Origin of the sequence: Massilia sp. W12 (genome assembly GCF_037300705.1) — a bacterium.
Classification (GTDB): Bacteria; Pseudomonadota; Gammaproteobacteria; order Burkholderiales; family Burkholderiaceae_D; genus JACPVY01.
On record NZ_CP147776.1, the window covers coordinates 1,540,853 to 1,561,431 of the forward strand.

The window sequence follows — 20,579 nt, forward strand, 5'->3', positions numbered from 1 at the left end:
TCCAGTATTGCCAAGCCCTGATGGGCGCAATCCCGCTAACTCAATAAGCCAGACACATGAAATCCGCAGAAATCCGGGAAAAATTCCTCAAATTTTTTGAATCCAAAGGCCATACCATCGTCCGCTCCAGCCCGCTGGTGCCGGCCAATGACAAAACATTGTTGTTGACCAATAGCGGCATGGTGCAATTCAAAGATGTTTTCCTGGGCACAGATGTGCGTCCCTACAGCCGGGCCACTTCGGTGCAGCGCTGTGTGCGCGCCGGCGGCAAGCATAACGATCTGGAAAATGTGGGCTATACCGCGCGCCATCACACTTTCTTTGAAATGCTGGGCAATTTCTCCTTTGGCGATTATTTCAAGCGCGATGCGATCCGCTACGCCTGGGAATTGCTGACCGAAACCTACGCTTTGCCCAAGGAAAAACTGTGGGTCACGGTGTATCAGGAAGATGATGAGGCGTTTGACATCTGGGCCAAGGAAGTCGGGGTGCCGGTCGAGCGCATCGTGCGTATCGGCGACAACAAGGGCGCGCGTTATGCTTCTGATAACTTCTGGCAAATGGCGGATACCGGCCCCTGCGGCCCCTGTTCTGAAATCTTCTACGACCACGGCCCGGACGTGTGGGGCGGCCCTCCGGGCAGCCCGGAAGGCGATGGCGACCGCTATATCGAAATCTGGAATCTGGTGTTCATGCAATTCAACCGCGACGAAGCCGGCAATATGACGCCGCTGCCCAAGCCTTGCGTGGATACCGGCATGGGCATGGAACGTCTGTGCGCGGTGCTGCAACATGTGCACAGCAATTACGAAATCGACACCTTCCAGGCCCTGATCAAAGCCGCTGCGCGCGAAACCGGCTGCACCGATCTGGAAAATAATTCGCTCAAGGTGATCGCCGACCATATCCGCGCCACCAGCTTTATGATTGTCGATGGCATCATCCCCAGCAGCGATGGACACGGTTATGTGTTGCGCCGGATTATCCGCCGCGCGCTGCGCCATGGTCACAAACTGGGCCAAAGCCAGGCGTTTTTCTACAAACTGGTGGAAGATCTGGATCGCGAAATGGGCGCGGCCTACCCCGAGTTGCGCGAAGTCAAACAGCGTGTGATGGATGTGCTGCGCCAGGAAGAAGAGAAATTCGGCGAAACCCTGGAATCCGGTATGAAGATTCTGGAAGCCGCGCTGGGCGGCGGCGCCAAACAATTGGATGGCGGCACCGCCTTCAAACTGTATGACACCTATGGCTTCCCGCTCGATTTGACTGCTGACATTTGCCGCGAGCGCGAAGTGGCGTTGGATGAAGCCGGCTTTGATGCGGCCATGGAAAACCAGCGCAAAATCGCCCGCGCCGCCGGCAAATTCAAAGGCAGCGATATCAAACTTGACTACGAGGGCGAGAAGAATCAATTCGTTGGCTATGAACATTTGCAGCAAGACAGCCGCGTACTGGCGATTTATGTCGAAGGCGTGCAAGTGCAAAGCGCCACCGCCGGTCAGGATGCGATTGTGGTCTTGGACAGCACGCCTTTCTACGCCGAGTCCGGCGGCCAGTGCGGCGACAGCGGCGTATTGCAAGCCGCCGGTGTGCGCTTTGAGGTGCACGATACGCAAAAAGTCAAAGCCGATGTGTTCGGCCACCATGGCCATGTGCAAAGCGGCAGCCTGAAAGTGGGCGATGCGGTGCGCGCGCTGGTTGACGCCGAGTTGCGCGCACGCACCATGCGCAACCACTCCGCCACCCACTTGATGCATAAAGCCCTGCGCGAAGTGCTGGGCAGCCATGTGGCGCAAAAAGGCTCCCAGGTTGATCATGAAAAAACCCGTTTCGACTTTTCTCACGGCGCAGCTTTGAGCGCGGCGGAAATCGCCAAAGTGGAAGAAATCGTCAACCGCGAAATCCTGGCCAACAGCGCAACCCAAGCCCAGGTGATGGCGTTTGACGATGCGGTCAAACACGGCGCCATGGCCCTGTTCGGTGAAAAATATGGCGACAGCGTGCGCGTGCTGGATATCGGTTCTTCGCGCGAGCTGTGCGGCGGCACCCACGTTGGCCGCACCGGCGATATCGGCTTGTTCAAGATTGTCGCGGAAGGCGGCGTCGCCGCCGGCGTGCGCCGTGTGGAAGCGGTGTCCGGCGAAGGCGCGCTCGCGCTGGTGCAGGAAAACAGCCGCCGTCTGCAGGAAGCCGCTGCCGCCTTCAAAACCCAGCCGGAAGAATTGAGCGGCAAAATCGCCCAGATGCAAGACCATGTCAAAGCGCTGGAAAAAGAGTTGTCCCAGTTGAAAGCCAAGATGGCGGCAGGCAAGGGCAATGATCTGGCGGCGCAGGCGATTGAGTTGAACGGCGTGAAACTGGTGGCGGCGGAAATCGACGGCGCTGATGTGGCCAGCCTGCGCAATACGGCTGACCAGTTGAAAGACAAATTGAAGAGCGCGGTGATTTTGCTGGCCGCCAAAGGCGATGGCAAGATCAGCCTGATCGGTGCGGTCACATCTGATGTGTGCGGCAAAGTCAAAGCCGGCGAATTGGTTGGCCATGTCGCGGCGCAAGTCGGCGGCAAGGGCGGCGGCAAGCCGGAAATGGCGCAGGGCGGTGGCACGGATCTGGCCGCGCTGCCGGCGGCGCTGGCCAGCGTGCAAGGCTTTGTCGCCGCCAAGCTGGGCTGAACATGCCGGATAAAATCGAGCCGCAACGCATCCGCATCCGCCGCATGTGCGCAGCGGATGCGCCCGCCTTGGCGGCTGTCATGGAATGGCCCAATGCGCAGAGCCAAACCATGCAACTGCCTTACCCCAATCTGGCCGGCTGGCAAGAGCGGGCCGCGCGCAATGAGCCGGAATTAAGCGCGCTGGTGGCTGAAGTGGATGGCAATGTGGTGGGGCATGCGTCTTTACGCCTGTTTGATGCGCCGCGCCAGCGCCATGTGGCGCATTTGGGCATTTCCCTGGCCGATCCCTGGGCCGGTTGCGGCATCGGTTCGCGCTTGATGGCGGCCTTGATCGAAATGGCCGATCAATGGCTGCAAGTGTTGCGGATTGAATTGACAGTGTTTGCCGACAATGCCGCTGCTGTTGCGCTGTATCAGAAATTCGGCTTTGAGCAGGAAGCGTGCTTACGCGCGTATGCGGTGCGCGATGGCGAATTGTGTGATTGCCTGCTGATGGCCCGACTGAAAAAAGGGAAGGGGGCGCCAGATGCATGCGCGGCTTGAGAAAATTGCGCCGGAACAGATAACGATCCGGCGCGCCACTGCAGCCGATGCCACCGCCATGGCGCAGGTGGCGGCCTCGCCTGGAACCTATCAGAATACCCTGCAGCTGCCCTACGCCAATCTGCCGCTGTGGCAGGGGCGGGTGGGGAAATTTGACCCACTCCTCACCTCCTTGCTGGCGGAAGTGGAGGGGGAGGTGGTTGGCATGGCCGCCCTGCTGCAGGAAAGTCAACTGCGGCGGCGCCATGCGGCATCGCTCGGCATGATGGTGGCGGGGCCTTGGATCGGGCGTGGCATCGGCGGCGCTTTGCTGCATGCTTTGCTGGAGATGGCCGATAATTGGCTGCAAATCGTGCGCATCGAACTCAATGTGTATGAAGACAATGCCGCTGCAATCGCGCTTTACCGCAAATTCGGCTTTGAACTGGAAGGCATGCGGCGGGCTGACGCCATGCGCAATGGCGCTTTTGCCAACAGCCTGGTGATGGCGCGCATCAAAGCTTTGCCGCGCTTGTGAAAAGTCTGAACGGAAAACAAGGCGCTCTGTTGCGGCGCATCAAGTCAGCCCTGCCATCTTTCCATGCCGCATTGTTGCCGCATACCAATTTTTGATTGGTATTGTGTTAAACTAATACCAGTTGCGTACCATACGCGCCTTCCGATGCAAATCCCAATTTTTGAGTAAATCCTCGAAAAAGTGCTGACAGCGCTTCGGCGCTGCCTGTGATGCAACTGTATGGTGCAGATGCGTCCCTGGAAAAGGGAATTTTCCCTGGCGCGGTGCAGCAAAAACCTGCGCATGCAAGGTTTTGGTGCGGCACACAGCAAGCGTCCGATTGGCGTTGCCATGGCGCAACGTGTCAAAAAATCAATTTGATGCATTGCGTCAAGCTTTGCGATTTGGAGTAAGATGCATTCATTCTGCGCAGGCCGGAGTTGCCCCGACTGACTTGCGCCAGGCCATTCTGATGGCGGCTGATGGGAGTTAAAAAACATGACGACAGCATTATTTGAAGAAACCCGGATCATGGAATACGACAAAGAGCTTGACGCACGCGGCCTGCATTGCCCGCTGCCGATTTTGAAGGCCAAGAAAGCCCTGGCCGATATGTTCAGCGGCGAAGTGCTGCGCATCGTCGCCACCGACCGCGGTTCTGTCCGCGATTTCCAAGCGTTTGCGAAACAAACCGGCAATGAATTGCTGCTGCACTCGCAAAACGACAACGAATTTATCTTCTTCCTGCAACGCAAATAAGTCTGCCGCGCCGCCATTCCCGCGTTTTCCCGCAGAGTAACGGTCTTTCCTGACGCACACGCGTTCAGGACAGGCCGTTTTTTGTTTGCAGCGGCGCCAATCTGCGCGCAATGACTGCATGATCTAGAGTTACGCCTCCAAAATAGCACGAGCGTTCTTAATTTTTCCGGCAAGCCCTGCAATTCTCTTTTATAATGCGATGGCAATTCGCAAACGGCAGAGGGGGCGACCCCGGGTCAGTGCTGACGTCTGCCTTCAACCGGTAAAAAAATTTCCCCAAGGGACAAATATGAAAGTATTGGTGCCAGTCAAACGTGTGGTTGACTACAACGTCAAGGTGCGTGTCAAATCGGATGGCAGCGGTGTCGATATCGCCAACGTCAAGATGTCGATGAACCCTTTCGATGAAATCGCGATGGAAGAGGCGATGCGTCTGAAAGAAGCTGGCAAGGTCAGCGAAGTGGTGGCCGTTTCCTGCGGCGTGACCCAGTGCCAGGAAACCCTGCGCACCGCGATGGCCATCGGCGCCGATCGCGGGATTCTGGTCGAATCCGCCGCCGAATTAGAGCCGCTGGCCGTGGCCAAACTCTTGAAAGCGGTGGCTGACAAGGAGCAGGCGCAATTGATCATTCTGGGCAAGCAGGCGATTGATGACGATTGCAATCAAACCGGCCAGATGCTGGCCGCATTGCTGGACTGGCCGCAAGCCACTTTCGCCTCCAAAGTCGTGCTGGAAGACGGCAAAGTCAGCGTCACGCGCGAAGTGGACGGCGGCCTGGAAACCGTGGCCCTGAAACTGCCGGCCATCATCACCACCGACCTGCGTTTGAACGAGCCGCGTTATGTCACGCTGCCCAATATCATGAAGGCCAAGAAAAAGCCGCTCGACACCGTCAAGCCTGAAGATCTGGGCGTCAACGTCGCGCCGCGCTTGAAGACGCTGAAAGTGGCGGAACCGGCCAAGCGCTCCGCCGGCATCAAGGTGGCGGACGCCGCCGCCCTGGTCGCCAAGCTCAAGACCGAAGCCAAGGTGCTGTGAGCCGCCCGCCAACTGCAAAGAATACAGGAACCATCATGACTGCATTAGTGATTGCTGAACACGATAACGCTGCCATCAAGGGCAGCACGCTGCACACGGTTGCCGCCGCTGCGCAATGTGGCGGCGAAGTCCACGTTCTGGTCGCCGGCCACAATGCCGCCGCCGCTGCGCAAGCCGCCGCCGCGATTGCCGGCGTATCCAAGGTGTTGCACGCCGACGCCGCGCATTTTGAACACGGTCTGGCCGAAAACATCGCCGCGCAAGCGCTGGCGGTCGCCGCCGGCTACTCCCACATCCTGGCCCCGGCCACCGCTTACGGCAAAAACATTCTGCCGCGCGTTGCCGCCAAACTCGATGTTGGCCAGATTTCTGAAATCACCAAGGTTGATTCCCCCGACACTTTCGAGCGCCCGATCTACGCCGGCAATGCAATCGCCACCGTGCAATCGTCTGACGCGGTGAAAGTGATCACCGTGCGCACCACCGGCTTTGACGCCGTGGCCGCCACGGGCGGTGCGGCAGCGGTGGAAAGCGTGACCGCTGTGGCTGACGCCGGCACATCTTCCTTTGTCTCGCGCGAACTGGCCAAATCCGACCGTCCGGAGTTGACCGCCGCCAAGATCATTGTGTCCGGTGGCCGTGGCATGGGTTCGGCTGACAACTTCAAGATTCTGGAGCCGCTGGCCGACAAACTCGGCGCCGCCATGGGCGCGTCGCGCGCCGCAGTCGATGCCGGCTTTGTGCCGAACGACTGGCAGGTGGGCCAAACCGGTAAGATTGTCGCACCGCAACTGTATATCGCCGTCGGCATTTCCGGCGCGATCCAGCATCTGGCCGGTATGAAAGACTCCAAGACCATCGTCGCCATCAATAAAGACCCGGAAGCGCCGATTTTCTCGGTGGCCGATTATGGCATCGTCGGCGATCTGTTTGAAGTCGTGCCGCAGCTGGTCAAGGAACTCGGCTGATTTCTATCGCAATCTGATCTGAGGGCCACAGGAGTTAAGCCGCCTGTGGCCTTTTTTCTTGGAGCAAAAAAATGACATACAGCGCACCTATCAAAGACATCAAATTCGCCATCAATGAATTAGCCGGCCTGGCGCAAGTCGCTGCGCTGCCGGGTTGCGCAGACGCCACCCCGGACACCGTGGAAGCGGTGCTGGAGGAATACGCCAAGTTCTGCGCCGAAGTGGTGGCCCCGTTGAACCATGATGGCGATAAAGCCCCCAGTTTCTGGCAGGAAGGCAAAGTCACCACCAGCAAGGGTTTTAAAGAAGCGTTCAAGGCGTATGGCGAAGCCGGCTGGCAAGGGGTGCAGCATCCGGCGGAATTCGGTGGCCAGGGCTTGCCCAAGCTGGTCGCCACGCCCTGTCTGGAAATGTTGAATGCGGCGAATATTTCCTTCGCCCTCTGCCCGCTGCTTTCGGATGGCGCGATTGAAGCGCTGTTGACCGCCGGCAGCCAGGAACAAAAAGACATCTATTTGCATAAGCTGGTGTCGGGCGAGTGGACCGGCACCATGAATCTGACCGAACCGCAAGCCGGTTCCGATCTGGCGGCGGTGCGCACCCGCGCCGAGCCGCAGGCCGATGGCAGCTACAAGATTTTCGGCACCAAGATTTTCATCACCTACGGCGAGCACGATATGGCCGACAACATCATTCACCTGGTGTTGGCGCGCACACCCGATGCGCCGCCGGGGGTGAAGGGCATTTCCCTGTTCATCGTGCCCAAGTTCATGGTGAATGCTGACGGCAGCCTGGGCGCGCGCAATGATGCGCACTGCGTCTCGATTGAGCACAAACTGGGCATCAAAGCCAGCCCGACCGCCGTGCTGCAATTCGGCGACCATGGCGGCGCTGTCGGTTTCCTGGTGGGTGAGGAAAACCGTGGTCTGGAATATATGTTCATCATGATGAATGCGGCCCGTTTCGGCGTTGGCATGCAGGGCATCGGCTTATCTGAGCGCGCCTATCAGCAGGCGGTCGGCTATGCGCGCGACCGCGTGCAATCGCGCGATGTGGGCGGCTCGCCGGCGGCGGTTTCCATCATCCATCACCCGGACGTGCGCCGCATGCTGCTCTCGATGCGCAGCCAGATCGAAGCCGCGCGCGCGCTGTCCTATGTGGCGGCGGCCATCAGCGACCATGCGCACCACCACGCTGACGAAGCAGTGCGCAAGCAAAATCAGGCGGTGTATGAATATCTGGTGCCGATTGTCAAAGGCTGGAGCACGGAAATCTCGATCGACATCGCCTCCACCGGCGTGCAAGTGCATGGCGGCATGGGCTTTATCGAAGAAACCGGCGCGGCGCAGCACTATCGCGACGCCAAGATTTTGACGATTTACGAAGGCACCACCGCAATTCAGGCGAACGACCTGGTGGGGCGCAAAACCGTGCGCGACAATGGCGCAGTCGGTAAATATCTGGTCGGCCAGGTCTTGCAAACCGCAGAAAGCCTGATGCAGCACAGCGATGAGAGCTTGCGCGGCCTGGGCAATGTCTTGCAGATGCACGCCGGTCTGCTGCAAAACGTGGTCGAATTTGTGGCCGCCAATGCGCGTGAAAAAGTGCGTGAAGTGTATGCCGGCAGCGTGCCGTATCTGAAGATGGCGGGCGTGGTGTTAGGCGGCTGGCAAATGGGCCGCGCCGCGTTGATCGCTTCCCAGCGTTTGCAGGAAGGCGCAGCCGACGCCGCGTTTTATCGCGCCAAGCTGGCCAGCGCCAGTTTCTATATGTCGCACATCCTGCCGCAAGCGGCAGCCTTGGGCACATCGGTGCTGACCGGCGGCGATGCGGTGATGGCGATGGAAATCGAGCAATATTAAGCGGGGCGGCGGCACACAGCTTCAGCCGTGTGCCGCCTGGGCCTCATGCTGCGCATGGGGCAGCGTTGCGCCCCGTCGCTGCAGCGCAGCGCTGCCAACAGGTGTGCTGTGTTGCACAGCAAAAAACACCCGCTCATGCGACAATAGGCCGCTTTCAGACAGCAAAAAACAGCGCCATGCAAGCGGAATACATTCTGACCTTATCCTGCCCGGATCAGCGCGGCATCGTGCACCGCGTTTCCGGTTTTCTGGCCGAACACGGCTGCAACATCCTCGATTCCGCCCAATTCGGCGACCCCGATTCCAAACTGTTTTTCATGCGCGTGCACTTTGCCGCCGAAGACGCTGCGCATGATGATGCGCGCCTGCGGGGGGACTTTGCGCAATTGTCCGCCAGCATGCAAATGCAAGCCCAGCTGCATGACGCGCACCGCAAAGTGCGCCTGATGTTGATGGTTTCCAAGATCGGGCATTGCTTAAACGATTTGCTGTTCCGCTATAAAAGCGGCTTGCTGCCGGTGGAAATTCCGGTGATTGTCTCGAATCACATGGATTTTTACCAATTAGCGGCTTCCTACAATATCCCGTTTTACCATTTGCCGCTGGCTACCGGCGCCAGCGAACAAGCCAAAGCCGCGCAAGAGGCGCGTGTGCTGGAACTGGCGCGCGAACATCAGATTGATCTGACCGTGCTGGCGCGCTATATGCAAATTCTGTCGCCCGCCATGTGTGATGCGCTGGCCGGGCGCGCTATTAATATTCACCACTCGTTTTTGCCCAGCTTCAAAGGGGCCAAACCGTATGCCCAGGCGCATCAGCGCGGCGTGAAACTGATTGGCGCCACTGCGCATTTTGTCACCAGCGCGCTGGATGAAGGCCCGATTATCGAGCAAGACGTGGAGCGCGTGGATCACAGCATGCGCCCGGAAGAATTGACCGCCATCGGGCGCGATGTCGAATGTGTGGTGTTAGCGCGCGCCGTCAAATGGTTTGTCGAACACCGCATTTTGCTCGACGGCCACAAAACCATTATTTTCAAATAAAGCCATGGCGCTCAAATCCAGTATCTACAAAGCTCAATTAAATGTCGCCGACATGGAGCGCAATCACTTTGCTGATTACAGCTTAACCCTGGCGCGCCACCCTTCGGAAACCGAAGAGCGTTTGATGATGCGCATTCTGGCCTTCGCCATGCGCGCGCAAGAGCGCTTAGAACCGGCGCGCGGTTTATCCGATGTGGAAGAGCCTGATTTATGGGCGAAAGATTATGGCGGCCAGATTCTGGAATGGATAGAACTGGGCCAGCCGGATGAAAAACGCCTGCAAAAAGCGCAAAGCAAGTCCGACAGCGTCTGGGTCTTGTGCTACAACCATGCCGCGCATGTCTGGTTTAAACAATTGGAAGGCAAACTGGCGCGCAGCGACCGCCTGCAAATCTGGCATCTGCCCAGCCAGCAGGCGCAAAGTCTGGCCGCCGCCTGCCAGCGCAATATGCAGGTGCAAGTCACGCTGCAGGAAGGCAGCATCTGGTTCACCGTGGATCAACAAGCGTTTGAGCTGCAGCCTGCGCGCTGGTTGTAAGGTTGAACATCATGGCAAAAGCAAAAACCCTGTTTGTCTGCAATGAATGCGGCGGCCAGAGCAGCAAATGGGCCGGCCAATGCCCCCATTGCCAGCAATGGAACTGCTTGCAGGAAGTGGTGCAAGAAGCCGCGAATAACCGTTACAGCCAGACCCCGCAAGCGCTCGCCGTGACTGCGCCGGTGCTCTCACTGGCCGAAATCGAAGCCGAAGAAGTGCCGCGCTTTACCACCGGGCTGGAAGAATTCGACCGCGTATTAGGCGGCGGCCTGGTGGCCGGCGGCGTGGTCTTGATCGGCGGCGATCCCGGCATCGGCAAATCGACCCTGCTCTTGCAAGCCTTGGCGCAAATGAGCAAAGAGCGGCGCGTGCTGTATGTCAGCGGCGAAGAATCCGGCGCGCAAATCGCGCTGCGCGCCAAACGGCTGCAAGTGGAAGCGCCGCAACTCAAGTTGCAAGCCGAAATCCAGCTCGAAAAAATCAGCGCCACGATTGCCCAGATGCAGCCGCAAGTCGTGGTGATCGACTCGATTCAGACCGTGTACACCGACGCGCTCGGCTCCGCGCCCGGCAGCGTGGCCCAGGTGCGCGAATGCGCGGCCCAGCTCACGCGCGCAGCCAAGCAGCAGGATATCAGCATCATCATGGTCGGCCATGTCACCAAAGAAGGCGCCCTGGCCGGCCCGCGCGTGCTGGAGCATATCGTCGATACCGTGCTGTATTTTGAAGGCGATAACCATTCCAGCTTCCGCCTGGTGCGCGCCGTCAAAAACCGCTTTGGCGCGGTGAATGAATTGGGCGTATTCGCCATGACCGAGCGCGGCTTGAAAGGCGTTTCCAACCCTTCCGCGCTGTTTCTGTCGCAACATGACAGCTATGTGCCGGGTTCTTGCGTGATGGTGACGCAAGAGGGCAGCCGCCCGCTGTTAGTCGAAATCCAAGCCCTGGTGGACGCCAGCCATTTGCCGAATGCGCGCCGGCTCTCGGTCGGCCTGGAGCAAAACCGCTTAGCCATGCTGCTGGCTGTGCTGCACCGCCACGCCGGGATTGCCGCCTATGATCAGGATGTGTTTATCAATGCCGTGGGCGGGGTCAAAATCACTGAACCGGCAGCCGATCTGGCGGTGCTGCTGGCGATCAATTCCTCCATGCGCAACAAAGCTTTGCCGCGCGGCCTGGTGGTGTTTGGCGAAGTCGGCCTGGCCGGCGAAATCCGCCCCGCGCCGCGCGGCCAGGAACGCTTGCGCGAAGCCGCCAAACTCGGCTTTTCAATCGCCATGATTCCCAAAGCGAATGCGCCGAAACAGGCGATGGAAGGGATGCAAGTGATTGCTGTCGAACGGATTGAACAGGCTTTCCAGCGCTTGCGCGAGTTGGATTGAGCGTGGCGCTGCCAAATTGCCATCCTCACGCTGAAGACCCAAGCCCCGGATGCGCCTCCGGGGCGATGCGGCGCGATGCTGGCGTTGCAAGAGCGCATGCTGCACAAAAAAATACCGTGGCAATGTGCATTCTGCCAAGCGGCTCAGCTATAATGCTAAAAATTGCATAAAAATAAATAGTAAACCGCTTTCATGTGGTTTATTTTGCATAAACCACCCCGCCTTTGCATCAAATAATCAACCCTGACCTTGCTGCGTGCAGACACGCCAGCATGGTTTGTCGCGTCCTCTGTATCAAAAACTTTCTTTCCAAAAAGGAGATGAATCCATGTCGCATCGCTTGTTGACGTCCGCATCATCTGGCCGATTCTGTGGCCTGTCCATCCTGACGCTGGGTATCTGCGCCTATTTTCCCCTGGCCGCACAAGCCGCCGCCCCGGCTGCCGGCATGTTGCTCAGTTTGATCAATCCGCTCAGCAATAAGGCGCTGGATGTGGCCGGCGCCAGCACCAGCGATGGCGCGAATGTGCAAATCTGGAGCAGCAATGGCAGCGGCGCGCAGCAATGGAAATTAAGCGCCAACAGCAATGGCAGCTATACCCTGATCAACCCCAACAGCGGCAAGGCTTTGGATGTGGCCGGCGCACGCACCGCCGACGGCACAAATGTGCAAATCGCCACCGTCAATGGCAGCGGCGCTCAGCAATGGCAATTCCGCGCCAATGCCGATGGCAGTTACACCTTGATCAATACCTTGAGCGGCAAGGCCTTGGATGTGGCCGGCGCGCGCACCGCTGACGGCACAAATGTGCAAATTGCCTCCCTCAATGGCAGTGGGGCGCAGCGCTGGCGTTTGCAGGAAGTCGGCAACAGCGCGTGGCGGCTGGTGTGGAGCGATGAGTTCAACGGGCCGGCGATTGATGGCAATAAATGGTCGTTTGAGGTGAATGGCAAGGGCGGCGGCAATAATGAATTGCAGTATTACACCGCACGTTCGCAAAACGCCAGAATTGAAAACGGCAAGCTGGTGATTGAAGCGCGCAAAGAGCAATACAGCGGCGCGGACGGGGTGCGGCAATACACTTCCGCCCGTTTGCGCAGTTTGAATAAGGGCGATTGGCTGTATGGCCGTTTTGAGGCGCGCATGAAATTGCCGCGCGGGCAGGGCATGTGGCCAGCGTTTTGGATGTTGCCTACTGATAATAAATATGGCACATGGGCCGCCAGTGGGGAAATCGATATCATGGAAGCTGTCAATATGCAGGCGGCTGGCGGCAATAAGGTGTATGGCTCGATTCACTTCGGCAATACCTGGCCGAATAACAAGCACATCACGGTGGCGAACACGCCGCCATCCAGCATCTCGGACAATTTCCATGTGTATGCGGTGGAATGGGAGCCGCGCGTGATCCGCTGGTATGTGAATAATGTGCTGTATTCCACCCAAACCCAATGGAATACCGGCAGCGCCCCTTACCCTGCGCCGTTTGATCAGCGTTTTCACTTATTGCTGAATCTGGCGGTCGGCGGCAACTGGCCGGGCAGCCCGAATGCATCCACAGTCTTCCCGCAGCGTATGGAAGTGGATTATGTGCGGGTGTATCAGAAATAAGCACGCTGCATGGCAAACACAGGCGCGGGCGTCTTTTGAATCGGCGGCGCCCTTTCCTGTGCGAATTCAGCATCAGCCCTCGAACGGCGTCCGCCTCACTTCTTACCACTCTTTCGCCGCCAGCCAGCCTTGCCAATGCGGCTTTTTCTGTTCCTCAAAGCTGTCTGTGGCGGCGCCGGTATGCGTTTGGAAGCGCGCCATTTCCTGCGCCGCCAGACGGCTCCAGTCATTGGCCGGGACCGGCGGCGCATTGTTTTGCAGCATGCCGGCGCCTGGTGTGCTTGCGCTCTGCGCGGTCAAGCCGGCGGCCAGATTCGCATTCAGGCGTGCGCTGACTTCAGCCAGATCCGCGCCGCGCCGCCCCGGTGTGATAAACCACACATCGGCAGTTTGATGCACGCTGCCATCGCTGGCCTGCCAGGTGCTTTGCAAGCCGACCCAATTGCCGTTATTGCGCAAATTCGCCGTCTGCGCCTGCACCGAGAGCGCGGCGATGCCGAGTTGCGCCGGGCTGGCCAGTTCCTGCGCCTGGCTCACGCCATCGGCATTATCGTCTTGCCAGATGCGCAGTTCGCCCCATGCCGGGTCGGCTGCATCCAGCTTGCCGTCGCCGTTGGCGTCGAGTTGCGCCATTGCCGCATAGCCATGCGCGGCGCGGCTGCCGTCGGCCAGCCGGGTGTGGTCGCCGAATAATTCGCCGCCATCGTCAATCTTGCCATTCCCATTCAAGTCGCGCGCCAGGATGCCGGCGCCGGGCGCGGCCCAGCCGCTGGCTTCGGCCTTGCCGTCTGCATCCAGATCAAAACTCACGCCGGCTTGCGGGGCCAGGGTTTGGATGCCATGGCCGCGCAAATCCAGCAAGACCGGGCTGGCCGCCGGCAACACCGCCAGCTGGCTGGTGGTGAGCGCGGCGTATTGCGCTGTGGTCAGCGCCATTACCTGGGTGCCGGACAAGACCGCGATATCCGCCGTGCGGATATAGGTGATCTGGGTGGTGCTGAAATACGGAATCTGGGTCACGCTCAAGGCCGTGGCCTGGGTCGTGGTGAGGGCATCGACCTGGGCCAGGGTCAGCGCTGCGATCTGGCTCGAACTCAAGGCGGCGGTCAGACTGGCGCTGAGGCTGCTGAACTGGCTGGTCGATAAAGCCCCGATCTGCGTCGCAGAGAAAGCCGCCAGCTGGCTGGCTTTCAAATTCGCGATATGCGTCGTGCTCAGACCGCCGATTTGTTGCGCGGTCAGCAAGGCCACCTGGCTGGAGGTGAAAGCGCCGATCTGGGTCGCACTCATTGCGCTGATCTGCGAAGCGCTCAAAGCCCCCATCTGATCCGATGTGAACACCGCAATCTGACTGTTTTTCAAGCCGCCGATCTGGCCCGAACTCAGGCTGCCCAGTTGCGCCAGACTCAGCGCCTGCACCTGACTCGTGCCCAGGCTGCCGATCTGGGTGGCTGACAAGGCCCCGATTTGCGAGACGCTGAAGGCGCTGATCTGGTCTGCGCTCAGCAAGGCCACCTGGCTGACTTTGAACACGCTGACCTGCGAGGTGGACAGCACGCCGATTTGCACATTGGTCAGCGCCAACACTTGATTTGTGCCCAGCGCCTGAATCTGGGTGGTTGAGAGCGACTGCGCCTGGGTGGTGCTGAAGGTGGCGATCTGGTCGGCGGTGAAGGCCACAATCTGGCTGGCCGTGAAGGCCGCCACCTGGCGACTGTTGAAGGCCACCACCTGATTCAGCGTCAGGGCGCTTAATTGCGAACTGGAGAGCGCGCCCAGCTGGCTGTTGCTCAGCGTGGCCAGGGCGTCATTCGACAAGGCTTGCACTTGCTCCCCGGAGAGTGCGGCCAATTGGCTGTTGGCGAAAGCGCCAAACTGGCTGCTGGACAGGTTTTGCAATTGATCCACCGTCAGCGCCTGGATTTGGCTGGCGCCAAACGCTTGCACCTGGCCGGTGGTGAGCGCCAGCATCTGGCTGGTGCTCAAGGCTTGCAGCTGGCTGCTGGAAAGCGCCTGCAGCTGGCTGGCGTACAGATTGGCCATTTGCGTACTGCCCAGGAAGCTCAATTGTTCGGTGCTCAAGACCTGCATTGAGGCTGCGCCGATGGCGCGCAACTGACTGGTGGCCAGCGCGCTGATCTGCGTGCTGCCCAGACCCTGGCTGATCTGGCTGGTCGAGAGCGCCGCCACATCACTTGTGCCAAAAGCGCCGATCTGGCCGGCGCTCAGCGCCGCCAACAGCGTGCTGGACAGCGCCCGGCTCTGGCTGGTGGTGAGCGCACTGATTTGCGCCGTGCTCAACACATCCAGCTGCGCCACGCTCAGACCGTAAGCCACCTGGGTGGTGGACAAGGCGGCGATCTGGCTGCTGGTGAGCGCCATGATTTGTCCGCTCAACAGTGCGGAGAATTGGCTGCTGCCGATTGCCGCGATTTGGCTGCTGCGCAATTGCTCCAAATCGCTGGCTTCAATCGCCGCCACATTATCCGCATTCAGCGCAGCAATCTGGCTGCTGGAGAAGGCGTACAACTGGCTGCTGGTGAGCGCTTCGATATGCTGCGGCGTCAGACCGTCGGCAATCTGGCTGGTGGAAAGCACGTTGATGCTGCGCGTGGCCAGCGCCTGCACCTGGCTGGTGGAGAGCTGCAAAAGCTGGCTGGTGGAAAGCGCCTGGGTCTGGCTGGTGGCCAGCGCTGCAATCTGGCTGCTGCTCAAAGCGCTGACCTGGCTGGCGGAAATCCCGTTGACCAATTGATTTGTGCTCAGTGCGGCGAATTGGCTGCTGCTCAGATAGGCGATTTGATTCGTGTTCAAGTAGCCAATCTGGGTGGTGCTGAGCGCAACGATGCGACTCGTCGAGAGCGCCGCCAGATCGCTGCTTTCCAAAGCCTGCAGGAAAAATTCACTCAAGGACGCAACTTGGCGCGTGCTCATATTAAACACCTGGCTGGTGCTGAGCGCGGCGATCTGGCTGCTGCCAAACGCCTGCTCCAGCTGGGTGGTGGTGAGCGCAATAATTTGCGTGGTGTACAGCGCCGCCACCTGGCTGCTGCCGAGAGCCGCGATTTGACTCGTGCCCAGATTCGCCAGCTGCGCCGTGGACAAACCTTGCGCCTGACTGGTGGAGAGCGCGGCAATTGATTCCAGCGTCAAGCCATAGGTCAGCTGGGTGGTGGAAAGCGCGCTGATAGTCTGGCTGGAGAGCGCGCTGACTTGCGTGGTGCCCAGGCTTTGCAACTGGCTGGTGGTGAGCGCGGCGAGCTGGCGGCTCAGCAACACATTCAAATCCGTGGTTTCCATCGCCCACAGCTGGCTGGTCGGCAGCGAGGCGATTTGGCCGGTGCTCAGGGCCTGCACCTGGCTGGTGGTGAGCGCCATCAATTGACTGCTGGAGAGCAGGCTCAGTTGCGTGCTGCCCAAGGCCGCAATCTGGGTGGTGCGCAAATTGCTGATTTGCGTGGTGTCCAAGGCCGCCAATTGGCTGCTGGTGATATTCGCAATCTGGGTCGCATTCAGGCCGCTGAGTTGCGCGCTGCTCAAGGCTGCGATATGAGTCGATGACAAGCCTTGCGTGATTTGCGCTGTGCTCATGCCGGACAGCGCGGTGCTGGAAAGCGCCGCCAATTGGCTGGTGGCCAGCAAGTCGAGCTGATAAGTGGTCAGCGCAATCACGCCTGCCGTGCCCAGACCTGCGATTTGCGCCGTGCCCAGCGCCTGGATTTGCGTGCTGTTCAAGACTGACAGCTGGCTGCTGCGCAAGAGCGCGAACTGCTGGCTGGTGAAGGCATTGATCTGGGTGCTCGATAAGCCTTCGCCGATCTGGCTGGAAGTCAGCGCCGAGATGCGCGAAGTCGGCAGCGCCACAATATGATTGGTGGACAGCGCTGTCATATGGGTGCTGGAGAGTTGCTGCAGCTGGTTGGCGCTCAAACTGGCCAGATCCGCAGTTTCCAGCGCCGCCACCTGGCTGGTGCTCAGGGCGATCAAGATAGCCGAAGAGAGCGCCTGCGCCTGGCTGGTGGTGAGCGCGGCGATCTGGCTTGTGCCAAAGCCTTCCTGTGTCTGGCTGCTGGCCAGCGCCGCCACCACACTGGTGCGCAGCGCCGCCACCTGGCTGGCGTCCAAGGCGTTAAGCTGGCTGGTGGTGAATCCGGCGGCCTGGTTTTTGCCAAAGGCGTTGATCTGGCTTGTGCCAAGCACAGCCAGATTGGCCAGCGTGATGCCGCCGGCGATTTGGCTGCTGCCAAGCGCGGCTAAGTGGGCGGTGCGCAAGTTGGCGATCTGGCTGGTGCTCAAGACTTCCAGCGCGGTGGTGCTCATACTGCCAATGCGGCTGGTGCGCATGGCGTTGAGTTGCGCACTGCTTAACACCTGGATCTGGCTGGTGGTGAAAGCCGCCATTTGCGCGGTGCGCAAGTCTTGCATCAAGGTTGTGCCCAGCGCAGCGATCTGGCTGGTTCCCAGGTCGTCAAATTGATTACTGGTGAAGGCTTGCAATTGGCTGGTGCGCAGCGCCGCCATCTGTGTGCTGGTCAACAGCGGCATCTGGGTGGTGGACAAACCGGCCAGCTGGCTGGTGCGGAAAGCGCCGATCTGGCTGCTTCCCAGCGCTTCAATCTGACTCGAAGTCAGTTCAATCAACTGGGTGGTGCTGAATGCGGCAATCGCACGCGTCGGCAGCGCCGTCACCATGCTGCTGCTGATCATGCCGATCAAGCTCGACGAGAGTGCGGCGGCCTGGCGGGTTTGCAGCGCCGCCATTGCCGTCGTGCCAAAGCCGCTGAATTGACTGGTCGAAAGCGCCAGCATCTGCGCCGTCGAAAGCGCCGCCACCTGGCTGCTGGAGAAGGCTTCCAGATGACTGGAAGACAAACCCTCACTGATCTGGCTGGAGGTCAGCACCGCGATATGCGAGCTGCGCAGCGCGCTGAAATCGCTGCTGCCCATCGCCCCCAGCTGGCTGGAAGTGAAGGCGCGCAATTGGCTGGTGCGCAGGCTGGCGAATTGGGCGCTGGTGAAAGCCTCGATATGGCTGCTGGACAAACCTTGCGCAATCTGGGTGGTGCTGAGCGCGGCGATTTGCCCGGTCGAGAGTGCGGCCACATCCGCGCTTTCCATCGCCTGCAATGCGCTGGTGGACAAATAGGCAATTTGCCGCGTGTTCAAGGCTTGCGCCTGACCGGTGTTCAAGGCCTGCAACTGGCTGCTGGAAAACGCCGCCAGCTGACCGGTGCTCAGCGCTTGCGCCTGACTGGTGGAGAGCATGGCGATTTGCGTGCTCGACAAGCCTTCCGTGATCTGGCTGGTGGATAAAGCGGCGATCTGGGCCGTGCTCATGGCGGCGAAATCGCTGCTGCCCAGGGTTTCCAGCTGGCTGGAGGTGAGCGCGCGCACCTGGCTGGTGCGCAAATTCGCCAATTGGCGGCTGCTCAAGGCATCGATTTGCGCGCTGCTCAAACCTTCTGCAATCTGGGTGGTGCTGAGCGCGGCCAGCTGGCCGGTGCTGAGCGCGGCGATATCCGTGGTTTCCATCGCACTCAGCAGCGTGGTCGAGAGCGTGGCGAGCTGGCTGCTGCGCAGGGCTTGCGCCTGGGCGCTGCTCAGGCTTTCAATCTGGCTGCTGGAGAAGGCCGCCAGCTGGCTGCTGCGCAAGGCTTGCAACTGACTGCTGGAAAGCGCGGCGATCTGGCTGCTGGCGAGCAATTCAATCTGGCTGGTGGACAGCGCCGCCGCATGGCGCGTGCCCAGGGCCAGAATCTGGCTTGTGCCAAGCAGCGCGATTTGCGCCGAACTCAGGCTGGCCACCTGCGCAGTGCGCAAATTGGCGATTTGCGCCGAACTCAAGGCTTCCAACTGGCTGCTGTACAAGCCTTCCTGAATCTGGGTGGTGGTGAGCGCGGCCAACTGGCTGGTGCTCATCGCGGCCAGATTGGAGGTGGCCAGGGCCAGCAGGGTGGCGCTGGACAAGCTGGCGACCTGACGCGTATTCAGCGCGCGCACCTGGCTGGTGCTGAAGGCGGCGATTTCACCGCTGTTCAAAGCGTCCAGCTGGGCGGTCGAAAGGGCCGCGATCTGGCTGGTGCGCATGCTGCCGAAATCGCTGCTTTCCAGCGCGCTGATCTGGCTGGTCGAAAGCGCGGCGATCTGGCTGGTGCGCATGCTGCTCAGCTGGCTGGAGGTGAGCGCTTCCAATTGGGTCGAGTTGAGCGCGAGCAGATGCCGGCTTTGCCAGGCGTCGAGCTGGCTGGTCGAGAGCGCGGCGATGTGGTTCGAGCTTAACATCGCAATCTGGGTGGTCGAGAGCGCCGCCACATGGCTGCTGCGCAAACCGGTGATTTGCGTGGTTTCCAGGTTTTCGATCTGGCTGGTGCTGAAAGCCGCAATCTGGCGCGTCACCAGATTGGCCAGCCAGGCCGTGCTCATATACGGCAATTGATTCAAATCGCCACTGATCTGGCTGGTGGTGAGCGCGGCGATCTGGCTGCTGCGCAAAGCCGCCAGCTGGGTGCTCGAGAGTTGCCCGATCTGGGTCGAACTCATGGCCGCAATGCGGGTGGTGGACAGCGCCGCCAGATCCGCCGTTTCCAGCGCCGCCAATTGGCTCGATGTCAATTCCAGAATCTGGCTGGTGCTCAAACCATCCAGCGCGCTGCTGGAGAGCGCCGCAATCTGGCTGCTGGAGAGCAGCACAATTTGACTGGTATACAGCGCCGCCGTCTGGCTGGAGCGGAAATAGCCGACCTGGCTGCTGGACAAGGCTTCGATTTGCTCCTGACTCAGCGCGCGCAATTGGGCGCTGCTCAACGCGGCGATTTGATTGCTGGCCAAGGCCCCGATCTGGCTTGTGCTCAACTGGTTGATGCGGGTGCTGGAAATACCGGCAATCGCGCTGCTGCGCAAAACCGCAAAATCACTGCTGTCCAGGGCATTCAGCTGGCTGGAGGTGAGCGCCTGGGCCTGGCTGGCGGACAAGGCCAGCGCCTGGCTGGTGCTCAAGGCGGCCAGCTGTGTAGAGCCAAGTCCTGCAATTTGCCGTGTCAGCAAGGCGGCAATCTGGGAAGTCTGCAGGCTGGCGAACTGGCCGCTGCTCAAACCCTCATTTAATTGGCTTGTGCCAAGCGCGCCAATCTGGCTGGCGCTTAAAGCCTGTAAATGGGTCGTTGAAAAACCATCGGCCAGCTGGCTATTGCTGAGGACGGCAATATCGCGGCTTTCAATCGCCGCCACCTGCGCAGCAGACAGCACACTCAATTGGGTGGTGGAAAACTCCACCCAATCTGAAGTGGCCAACGCGATGATTTGCGCATTGCTCAGCGCCATCACTTGCGCAGTTGACATTCCCGTCACGATAGACGCCATGCAGACTCTCCCGGTTTTGCCTGAACCTCAAAAAATTGCCATAAGGAAATAAGTGCTATCTTAGCGGCGCGTATGTGGCAGTCAAGGGCAAAACCGGCATTACTGTCTGTTGTTGCCAAGCTGATCAGCTTAGGCGCGCCGGCTTGCCTGCTTGCTATTTCCAAAGGCGTGGGCAGCCTTGCGGCTACCTGACCAGCTTATGCCGGTTAACGGCAAGGGAATGCCCGGAGCAAAGGGGGGAATAGGGGTTTATTTTGCGCTTTCAAAGCAGACGTGAATGCTGCCAGCGGCGCTGATCCGCTGT

Annotated in this window: 13 protein-coding genes; 12 read left to right on the forward strand and 1 reads right to left on the reverse strand. The window is 59.7% G+C overall.

The features are described from left to right. Nucleotides 1-56 precede the first annotated feature (56 nt). The 12 genes from alaS (at nt 57) to V8J88_RS06310 (ending at nt 12,916) form a co-directional block, all read left to right on the forward strand. On the forward strand, nt 57-2,672 hold the full coding sequence (gene alaS, locus V8J88_RS06255) for an alanine--tRNA ligase (RefSeq protein WP_338848480.1): 2,616 nt from the start codon (nt 57-59) through the stop codon (nt 2,670-2,672). Nucleotides 2,673-2,674: 2 nt separating this feature from the next. Beyond that, complete coding sequence (locus V8J88_RS06260) at nt 2,675-3,217, forward strand: GNAT family N-acetyltransferase (RefSeq protein WP_338848481.1); 543 nt, start codon at nt 2,675-2,677, stop codon at nt 3,215-3,217. Beyond that, entirely contained in the window at nt 3,201-3,734 is a 534-nt protein-coding gene (locus V8J88_RS06265) for a GNAT family N-acetyltransferase (protein ID WP_338848482.1), read from the forward strand. Before V8J88_RS06260 ends, V8J88_RS06265 begins: the two co-directional genes overlap by 17 nt. Nucleotides 3,735-3,953: 219 nt before the next feature. Next, complete coding sequence (locus V8J88_RS06270; protein ID WP_338848483.1) at nt 3,954-4,094, forward strand: hypothetical protein; 141 nt, start codon at nt 3,954-3,956, stop codon at nt 4,092-4,094. A gap of 150 nt (nt 4,095-4,244) precedes the next feature. Then, nucleotides 4,245-4,472, forward strand: a complete 228-nt coding sequence (locus tag V8J88_RS06275) for a sulfurtransferase TusA family protein (protein WP_338849839.1) — start codon at nt 4,245-4,247, stop codon at nt 4,470-4,472. A 289-nt stretch (nt 4,473-4,761) separates the two neighbouring features. Then, nucleotides 4,762-5,511 (forward strand): electron transfer flavoprotein subunit beta/FixA family protein, encoded by a 750-nt coding sequence (locus tag V8J88_RS06280; protein WP_338848484.1) that lies wholly within the window; start codon nt 4,762-4,764, stop codon nt 5,509-5,511. A 35-nt stretch (nt 5,512-5,546) separates the two neighbouring features. After that, on the forward strand, nt 5,547-6,479 hold the full coding sequence (locus tag V8J88_RS06285; protein WP_338848485.1) for an FAD-binding protein: 933 nt from the start codon (nt 5,547-5,549) through the stop codon (nt 6,477-6,479). A 71-nt stretch (nt 6,480-6,550) separates the two neighbouring features. After that, nucleotides 6,551-8,341 carry an acyl-CoA dehydrogenase gene (locus V8J88_RS06290; RefSeq protein ID WP_338848486.1) on the forward strand — a complete coding sequence of 597 codons (1,791 nt, stop codon included), beginning with the start codon at nt 6,551-6,553 and terminating at the stop codon, nt 8,339-8,341. 176 nt (nt 8,342-8,517) lie between these two features. Further along, a complete protein-coding gene (gene purU, locus V8J88_RS06295; protein WP_338848488.1) occupies nt 8,518-9,384 on the forward strand; it encodes a formyltetrahydrofolate deformylase in 867 nt (288 codons plus the stop codon). 4 nt (nt 9,385-9,388) lie between these two features. After that, nucleotides 9,389-9,922, forward strand: a complete 534-nt coding sequence (locus V8J88_RS06300) for a YaeQ family protein (RefSeq protein ID WP_338848490.1) — start codon at nt 9,389-9,391, stop codon at nt 9,920-9,922. A gap of 11 nt (nt 9,923-9,933) precedes the next feature. Further along, nucleotides 9,934-11,304, forward strand: a complete 1,371-nt coding sequence (radA, locus tag V8J88_RS06305) for a DNA repair protein RadA (RefSeq protein ID WP_338848491.1) — start codon at nt 9,934-9,936, stop codon at nt 11,302-11,304. A 328-nt stretch (nt 11,305-11,632) separates the two neighbouring features. Further along, complete coding sequence (locus V8J88_RS06310) at nt 11,633-12,916, forward strand: RICIN domain-containing protein (protein WP_338848493.1); 1,284 nt, start codon at nt 11,633-11,635, stop codon at nt 12,914-12,916. Between the two features lie 102 nt (nt 12,917-13,018). Here V8J88_RS06310 and V8J88_RS06315 read toward each other — a convergent pair whose 3' ends face one another. Further along, a complete protein-coding gene (locus V8J88_RS06315; protein ID WP_338849840.1) occupies nt 13,019-20,254 on the reverse strand; it encodes a hypothetical protein in 7,236 nt (2,411 codons plus the stop codon). Between the last annotated feature and the right edge of the window lie 325 nt (nt 20,255-20,579).

Excerpts from the sequence above, each read along its gene's own strand:
- V8J88_RS06315 (WP_338849840.1), bottom strand. The coding sequence starts at position 20,254 with ATGTCAACTGCGCAAGTGATGGCGCTGAGCAATGCGCAAATCATCGCG.
- V8J88_RS06275 (WP_338849839.1), top strand. The coding sequence starts at position 4,245 with ATGGAATACGACAAAGAGCTTGACGCACGCGGCCTGCATTGCCCGCTG.
- V8J88_RS06310 (WP_338848493.1), top strand. The coding sequence starts at position 11,633 with ATGTCGCATCGCTTGTTGACGTCCGCATCATCTGGCCGATTCTGTGGC.
- radA (WP_338848491.1), top strand. The coding sequence starts at position 9,934 with ATGGCAAAAGCAAAAACCCTGTTTGTCTGCAATGAATGCGGCGGCCAG.
- V8J88_RS06280 (WP_338848484.1), top strand. The coding sequence starts at position 4,762 with ATGAAAGTATTGGTGCCAGTCAAACGTGTGGTTGACTACAACGTCAAG.
- V8J88_RS06260 (WP_338848481.1), top strand. The coding sequence starts at position 2,675 with ATGCCGGATAAAATCGAGCCGCAACGCATCCGCATCCGCCGCATGTGC.
- V8J88_RS06285 (WP_338848485.1), top strand. The coding sequence starts at position 5,547 with ATGACTGCATTAGTGATTGCTGAACACGATAACGCTGCCATCAAGGGC.
- alaS (WP_338848480.1), top strand. The coding sequence starts at position 57 with ATGAAATCCGCAGAAATCCGGGAAAAATTCCTCAAATTTTTTGAATCC.
- V8J88_RS06270 (WP_338848483.1), top strand. The coding sequence starts at position 3,954 with ATGGTGCAGATGCGTCCCTGGAAAAGGGAATTTTCCCTGGCGCGGTGC.
- V8J88_RS06300 (WP_338848490.1), top strand. The coding sequence starts at position 9,389 with ATGGCGCTCAAATCCAGTATCTACAAAGCTCAATTAAATGTCGCCGAC.
- V8J88_RS06290 (WP_338848486.1), top strand. The coding sequence starts at position 6,551 with ATGACATACAGCGCACCTATCAAAGACATCAAATTCGCCATCAATGAA.
- V8J88_RS06265 (WP_338848482.1), top strand. The coding sequence starts at position 3,201 with ATGCATGCGCGGCTTGAGAAAATTGCGCCGGAACAGATAACGATCCGG.
- purU (WP_338848488.1), top strand. The coding sequence starts at position 8,518 with ATGCAAGCGGAATACATTCTGACCTTATCCTGCCCGGATCAGCGCGGC.